The organism is Terriglobus sp. YAF25, from assembly GCF_052113305.1.
GTDB lineage: Bacteria > Acidobacteriota > Terriglobia > Terriglobales > Acidobacteriaceae > Terriglobus.
Genome location: NZ_JBFRCY010000793.1, coordinates 1 through 2,008, shown reverse-complemented (window position 1 = coordinate 2,008; position 2,008 = coordinate 1). Strand labels below are relative to the sequence as shown.

Annotated in this window: 2 protein-coding genes and 1 pseudogene; 2 read left to right on the top strand and 1 reads right to left on the bottom strand. The window is 56.0% G+C overall.

The window, feature by feature from the left end; genetic code table 11:
- Together AB4043_RS23780 and AB4043_RS23775 are read left to right on the top strand one after the other, a co-directional pair.
- The coding region (locus AB4043_RS23780) for a winged helix-turn-helix transcriptional regulator (RefSeq protein WP_442308291.1) at positions 1-248 on the top strand (248 nt) is incomplete at its 5' end.
- A 245-nt stretch (positions 249-493) separates the two neighbouring features.
- Positions 494-1,324, top strand: a complete 831-nt coding sequence (locus AB4043_RS23775; RefSeq protein ID WP_442308290.1) for a 3-keto-disaccharide hydrolase — start codon at positions 494-496, stop codon at positions 1,322-1,324.
- A gap of 73 nt (positions 1,325-1,397) precedes the next feature.
- On the opposite strand, the pseudogene AB4043_RS23770 reads toward AB4043_RS23775, so the two are convergent.
- Positions 1,398-2,008, bottom strand: a pseudogene (locus AB4043_RS23770) (VWA domain-containing protein); the annotation flags it as partial.

The window sequence follows — 2,008 nt, the reverse complement described above, 5'->3', positions numbered from 1 at the left end:
GTCCAAAACGAACAAGTGAACTCAAGCGAGCTGTTCCGGAGATCACCGAGCGTGTCCTGATTCGTCAATTGCAGGAACTTGTCAGCGATGGCATTCTGCAACGAGCCGAAAGCGATGAAAGCGCGACCCGCGTGTACTATTCCTTTTCCGAGTACGGGAAGACTCTGATTCCGATCGTGCAGATGATGTGTGAGTGGGGACGTAAGCATCTGGTGCGAGAAGCTAGTCCGGGCTGCGAGATGAGCTGAGGTCCGGCATCCCGTTTCGAATGATGACGAGATCGTTAGTGGTCAGACCTTGCGTTTCTCGTTACGGAGTGCCTTGCATTTTCTCTGTTCCTGCTCTCGCCAGTTGTGTTTGTGTCGCGATAGGATGCCAGCGGTCCCTGAAAACTCTCCTTTAGAAGGAAGGAAACTGTATGGCTCCTATGCCGTATCGGCCGTCTCGCTCTCTTCGCTCACATGTCATTTGTTTCTTGTGCTTTTCTTCACTCGTGTGTGCTTCAGCAGGCCTGCTGGCGCAGGCGCCTGCCACGGGGGATACGGCGCAGCCGGTACGACGTCCCCAGATCGGGCCCGATGGTAAACCGTTGCCGGGGATGCCAAGGTTTCATGAGCCTGATCCGTATGACATCAATGAGCACACAGGCTTCAAAGAGATCTTCGACGGCAAGACGTTCAACGGATGGGATGCCGATTCAACGATCTGGCGCGTGGAAGACGGCGTGATGATCGGTGAAACCCTTGAAGGGAAGCCGCGCGGGAACAACTACATCGTTTATCGCGGAGATACGACGAAAGACTTCGATCTGAAGTTGCAGATCAAGGTGGAGAAGGGCGGCGGTGGCGGCATTCAGTATCGCAGCCAGACCGGAGTCCCGTGGACGCGTGCACAGCCAACGGGTTTGCCTCCCTATGATCTGCGCTACATGATGACGGGGCCGCAGGCCGACTTCTGGTTTCCGGTAAGACCGCAGGCATTTATCTATACCGGCCAGTGGTACTCGGAGAATACGATGCAGGGCATCCTGGCATGGCGTGGGYAGGTGACGCAGACGATTCCAGGAAAACCGAATCGTCTGGTCGCAGACATCGGTGACCGGCAGGCACTTGGTGGTTATGTGAAGATCAACGATTGGAACGACTATGAGGTGATAGCGCGCGGTGGTGTGATGATGCACATCATCAATGGCCACCTGATGGCGATCTATATCGATGACGATCCTAAGTCAGTTAACAATCAGGCTGGTCTGATCGGATTTGAGATCGAGAGCCAGCCGTGCAAGATCTCGGTCAAGAATATCTGGCTGCGCAAGCTGGACTGATCAGGAAATACAAAAGAGCCGGGGAGAGGATCCCCGGCTCTTGTCATTTTATGGCTAGAGCATTTTCCCTGCTCTACTGTGGCGGTGGCACGCCCGGCCATTCGCGTCCTGGAGGAGCGATCGGTGCAACCTGCGAGGTCTGCTGAAGCCGATAACCTTCGCGGGTGCGAATCTTGTATTTCTGCATGCTCTTGTCGGCCAGCTTTACGGTTATGGTGCGCCAGCCCTGGTTGGGATTGGGTGCAGGGTAATAGCTGAGTGAGTAGAGGTGCGCCAGATCTTCGCGGATGGACTCAAAGGCCATCTTCTCGTCCTTCCAGCTCTTGGAGAAGTAAGCCTTACCCCCGGTCGCCTTGCTGATGCGTTCGAAGACAGTCGTCGAGGCCTCATCGTTGAGAGCTTCGCGGGTGCTGATCATGTAGATGATGGTGCCGGTCGATTGCGCCAGTTCGGCCACGTCTTCCGGGGGAACCATGCTGGCGTTGTCCGGACCGTTGGAGAAGACGACGATGGCTTTGCGGCCATGCAGCGGAGCGGCGTCTTTCAAGGTAAGCAGAAGGCTGTTGTAGAGAGCTTCATCGTCGCCGGCGACGGTGTTGCGGACGCCGCGGATCACGGCGCTACGATCAGCGGTGAGAGGAGTGATCTTCGAGAGATTGCGGCTATACGAATAGAAGGCCACCT